Annotated in this window: 5 protein-coding genes and 1 other RNA gene; 4 read left to right on the top strand and 2 right to left on the bottom strand. The window is 55.3% G+C overall.

Annotation, left to right across the window (positions count from 1 at the left end):
• Nucleotides 1-628 (top strand): ankyrin repeat domain-containing protein (locus WC488_04945; GenBank protein MFA5077744.1); only part of this gene is annotated, 628 nt, incomplete at its 5' end.
• Between the two features lie 90 nt (nucleotides 629-718).
• An RNA gene (gene ffs / locus WC488_04940) (signal recognition particle sRNA large type) lies at nucleotides 719-989 on the top strand.
• Here ffs and WC488_04935 read toward each other — a convergent pair.
• The gene (locus WC488_04935; GenBank protein ID MFA5077743.1) at nucleotides 989-1432 is read right to left on the bottom strand and encodes a hypothetical protein; all 444 of its coding nucleotides are present in this window, start codon (nucleotides 1430-1432) and stop codon (nucleotides 989-991) included. The two genes, ffs and WC488_04935, sit on opposite strands and share 1 nt — an antisense overlap.
• 77 nt (nucleotides 1433-1509) lie before the next feature.
• On the opposite strand from WC488_04935, the gene WC488_04930 reads away from it, so the two are divergent.
• Both WC488_04930 and WC488_04925 read left to right on the top strand, forming a co-directional pair.
• A complete protein-coding gene (locus WC488_04930) occupies nucleotides 1510-2922 on the top strand; it encodes a RuBisCO large subunit C-terminal-like domain-containing protein (protein MFA5077742.1) in 1413 nt (470 codons plus the stop codon).
• 9 nt (nucleotides 2923-2931) lie between these two features.
• Nucleotides 2932-3468, top strand: a complete 537-nt coding sequence (locus tag WC488_04925) for a GNAT family N-acetyltransferase (GenBank protein ID MFA5077741.1) — start codon at nucleotides 2932-2934, stop codon at nucleotides 3466-3468.
• Here the strand turns inward: WC488_04925 and WC488_04920 are convergent.
• Nucleotides 3428-3779, bottom strand: a 352-nt coding sequence (locus WC488_04920) for a hypothetical protein (GenBank protein ID MFA5077740.1), incomplete at its 5' end; no start/stop codon positions are given. The two genes, WC488_04925 and WC488_04920, sit on opposite strands and share 41 nt — an antisense overlap.

The raw sequence follows: 3779 nt of genomic DNA, 5'->3' as shown, positions 1-3779 counted from the left end.
CGTCGAATCAACACCGCTCATATGCGCTTTGGGAAGATGGAATAGAATTGGAGAATACTTTGTAGCACCCCTGCTCGAATCCGGTGCGAACCCCAATATTCCGGGTGTACATTCATACATGCAATTCTTTCCATTACATCTTGCTGTAACGAGAGACGCTAAGGAAATGGTAGAACTCCTGCTGAAGCACAACGCTAACCCCGACAATGCCGATTATGGAGGTTATACTCCACTAATGGAGGCGTCTGGAAGGGGCAACACCGAGATTGTGGAGATGCTTTTGAAAGCAGGCGCGAATCCAGATTTGAAAACGGATATGAAAGGAGAAACCGCGCTGATTATGGCGATTCGCAATTGGCATACGGATGTCGTGCGGCTCCTCCTGGAGCGTGGCGCTGACCCAAATGCTAAGATAGGGGTGGCCGTGGAAAAAGAATGCGCACTTGACATTGCCCTGGAATTGGCACTAAGTACGATAGCCGGAATACTCATGGAGCATGGGGCCGAACCCAGCCGGAGATTCGTTAAGGAATTTGGGCAAAAAGTAAATCTCAAAAATCGGGAAGAAATTCTTGACGCGTGCGACCAACGCGTGTTTTCTCCTATTTTTCAAGACCATGAAGTTTAGCTGCTCGGGCTAGGTAACGCAAGAAGGGATTGCTGGCCCAGAAAGAGCCGCAAAATGTGAATGTTTAATAAGCCGGATTGCGTATTATATTCGGGCTAGGGCGGGGCTAGGGGCCCCGGGAAGCTTGCTTCCAGAACCGCAATTCCCCTTAGGCGGCCCGAATGCCCGCGGCGTTGTGTTTTTTCGGAATGAACCTGGGCTTTAAGCGTTGACGCTTTGCTCTGCATTGCGCTGCCCTATACGAACCTGGCCAGGCCGGAAGGAGCAACCATAAGGATATGGTAGCGCGTCTGCAGAATTCAAGGCCGAGCGGATGTCCAGGGCCACATTCCGGGAATGCGCAGCCATGCGGGAAGCCCGTCATCTTTTTATCGTGATTTGAATTTTCTTGTTTAAATCCAGGCTCACCGGGATGTCGAGCGACGCGTCCAGGTACCATTTGACGTTCGCGTAGGGGTCGAACTTTCCCCCCGAGAAGCGCACCACCGATGGTATTATGTCCGTCCCTTCAATCGGCCTGGGCTTCGCAAGCACAGGGAGCTGAATCAGGAACGCGTAATTTTTCCTGCCTTTCAGGTAGGTTTTCGCTCCGTCCAGAACCACTATCTGCTTGTGTATCCTTTCGATTTTGGGGGTTTTGCCGAGGTGGGACTTTTTCTCTCCGTAGAAAAGGATGCGGAGGCCGCGCGATTTCACCGGCGCGCCCAGTTTCAGCGCCACTTTTCCGCTGATTGCTTCCCCGTTCAGCCAGCTCTTCTTGCCTGTCACGATTTCAACGCTCCCTTCGCCGACTCCGAGAACCATCATATCACCGGTGCAACGGTTTAGATTATAGGAATATAATTTATAATGTTAGTCGGAGTTCCTACTGCGGTGAGAACATGGCATACGGAGGTTACAGCTATCTCGATTTCAAATACGAACCGGACAGGGAAAACGACTTTGTGGCGCTCTTCTGGGCCAAAAGCGGCACCTCGCTGGAGCAAACTGCCGAAGCGATAGCCGCGGAAAGCAGCGTGGGCTCCTGGACCAAGCTCAGCACGATGAACGATTTCGTGTGGAAGCACTACCGCGCACGCGTGTTCTGGCTCGGCAAGGTGGGAAAGAACGCGGGGTTCATAAAGATTGCGTATCCGATGGAGCACTTCGACGCCAAGAACATACTGCAGTTCCAGGCTTCTGTGCTCGGGAACATATTCGGACTGAAAGAGCTTCACGAGCTTTACGTATGCGACATCTCGTTCCCGAAAAAGTACCAAACCCAGTTCAGCGGCCCCAAGTTTGGCTTGCCTGGGATAAGAAAGCTGGTCGGAACTGAAAAGGACTGCAGGCCGCACGTGGGGACCATAATAAAGCCGAAGGTTGGGCTCACGCCGAAGGAATGGGCGCACGCTGCGCACGAGGCTTATGCAGGGGGTCTGGACCTGGTGAAAGACGATGAGAACCTGGTGGACCAGGAGTTCTGCAGGTGGAAGGAAAGGGTGCACGAGGTCGTGAAAGCTATCGAAAAGGCGGGGAGGGAAACAGGGCAGAACCACCTCTACTCTAACAACATAACGGACAGGTATTCGCGGATGGTCGAGCGCGTCGAGTACCTGAAATCCTGCGGGCTCCAGAAGCACGTGGTGGTGATGCTAGACACGTACGTGATGGGCATGAGCGCGCTCCAGGATATATTGGACCTCACGAAGAGGTGCGGATTCGCGACGCACGGGCACAGGGCAGGATTCGCTGCCGCGAACCGGGGCAACTTCGGGGTGAACTTCCAGATATACGAGAAATTCTACCGCCTGCTCGGAATTGACCAGATGCACATAGGCACCGGCGTGGGGAAGATGGAGGGCTCTCCGGTCGCGGTAAGGAGGCTGCACGACATCGCCGAGCTCCGGAAGCTTCCGGAGAAATTCTACCTCGGCTCGCTCCAGATGGAATTTTCAGGGCATGTGAAGCCCATGCTCAGCATAGCTTCCGGAGGCGTGGACGCGGGAAAGGTGGACGCGCTTGTTGCACTGCACGGCCTGAACACGAATCTGCAGGCCGGCGCAGGGGTGCACGGCCATCCCGGGGGGACCAGGAAGGGCGCGATGTCTCTCAGGCAGGCGGTGGACGCGGTGATGCACGGGATTCCGGCAAAGGAGTACGCGAAGACGCATCCTGAGTTGGCGCAGGCGCTCGCGAAATGGGGCTACATCAGCCCGATGGGCGTAGCGAACGCCCTTGGATTGGAAGGGAGAAACGGGAAAAAACTTGCGGCGCTGGTGCTGAAAAAAGGCAGGGCGGCCATGGAAATGTGAGGAGTTTGGATGATTTTGAGGAAGGCAAGGGCTTCGGACGTAAAAACCATTGCTTCGCAGCTCGGGAAGCTGGAGCACGCCCATTTCGGGTACGACCCAACAACTTACCTGCTGAAGGAAAAGGCCGGAGAAATCATAAGGAATTTCATAGATAAGGAAATACGCTCGAGGCGCTCGCTCGTTCTTGTGGCTGAGAAGAACAACAGGGTGATAGGCCACGTCCACTGCAGGGTGCAGAAGCTTCCGCCGATTTACGTGTTTGACAGGGAATGCTTCGTGTTCAGCCTTTTTGTCGAAAAGAAGCAACGGAAAGGCGGCGTCGGGGCCGCGCTCATGGACGGCGCGGCCGAATGGGCGAAGCGCAGGAAGCTCCCGTACCTGTCCCTCACTGTGGCTGAGCGCAACAAGGCAGCGAAAGAGGTCTACAGGAAGCTGAAATTCGAGAAAGTCTGGACGAAGATGCACTGGAAGCTCATGCGGCACGAGGAGGGAATCGAGCGGAAGGCTACAGCACCGCGGGCTTCTGCTCCTCGCACTTCACGCTGAACGGAATTTCCATCCTCTGCACTATAACCGCGTCCTTGTCGTATGCGAATACAGTGAGCATGCAATCGTAGCGCTGCGCGTCAGTGAACGCGGACGCGTATATCCTCAGCGGCTTTTCAAGGGCTTCGCCGCTGCCAACGATGCCCGTGCGCATCCTGCCTTCGTTCAGGCGGATGTCCGGCGCGAGCGAAAGCTTCCCAGGGACCTTGATTTCGGCCTCAATCCACATTGCCGCGCCTTCATCCCCGGCGCGCCCGTTCTCGACGCGCAGAATCAGCTGGACGCTGTTCTGCATCCTCGCGTACAATGTA

Source organism: Candidatus Micrarchaeia archaeon (genome assembly GCA_041650355.1).
GTDB lineage: Archaea > Micrarchaeota > Micrarchaeia > Anstonellales > Bilamarchaeaceae > JAHJBR01.
This window is presented reverse-complemented; position numbering and strand designations above follow the sequence as displayed.